Consider the following 866-nt stretch of genomic DNA (forward strand, 5'->3'; position numbering starts at 1 on the left):
CGGAGGTGGCAGCGGCGGCGGCGAGCGCGGGCAAGGCCGGCAGCGCCGCGGCGCCGGCGGCGAGCAGCGAACTGTGCAGGAAACGACGGCGTGAGGTCATGGCGGACTCGCAGGATTCGCGGAGGGCGCGCGCGGCGCGGACCGGCGACACGCTAGCCGCCGGGCCGCACCCGCGCAACCGCACGCCGGCTCAGGCCGGCGCTTGCGCCGCTTCTTGCTCCGGCAATCGTTCCAGCGCGAACCCGGCCACCAGCGCCATCAGCGCCTGCGGCGTTTGCGCGGCGAGCAGATGCCCGCCGCTTATCTCGCAAGCGCGCAAGCCGCCGCCGCTGCGCGGCCGCCACTGCGCCAGCGCGGCGAACGGCGACAGCGCATCGGCGTCGCCGGCCACCGCCAGCACCGGCACCGGCAACGGCTCGTCGGCGCGGTTGCGGTAGCCTTCGAACAAGGCGAAGTCGGCGCGCAAGGCCGGCAGCACCACATCCAGCAGGACCGGATCGGCCAGCACTTCGTCGGGCAGCGCGCCCATCGCGTTCATGCTCGCGGCGAAATCGGCGGACGCGGCGATCTGCGCGGCGCCGGCGAAATCCTGGTCCGGGCTCGGCGGCGCCGACAGCGCCAGGCCCGCCGGCATCGCGCCTTGCGCGCACAGCCGGCGCGCGGTCTCGAACGCGATCAGGCCGCCGGCGCATTGGCCGAACAGGAACACCGGAAGATCCGCGCGCCATTCGCCGAGGATCGTCGCCGCCGCTTCGTCCACCACCGCCGCCAGCGACCGCGGCAAGGGCTCGGCGACGCGCCGCTCGCGCCCGGGCAGGCGCACCGCCGCCACGTCGAGCCACGCCGGCGCCTGCGCGGCGAACGCG

General features: G+C 76.1%; 1 protein-coding gene. It reads right to left on the reverse strand.

Going from position 1 to position 866, the window contains the following annotated elements:
• Window positions 1-190: 190 nt before the first annotated feature.
• A partial coding sequence (locus A7A76_RS23315; RefSeq protein ID WP_206413552.1) for a thioesterase II family protein occupies window positions 191-866 on the reverse strand: 676 nt, incomplete at its 5' end.

The organism is Lysobacter enzymogenes, from assembly GCF_017168095.1.
GTDB classification, from domain to species: domain Bacteria; phylum Pseudomonadota; class Gammaproteobacteria; order Xanthomonadales; family Xanthomonadaceae; genus Lysobacter; species Lysobacter enzymogenes_D.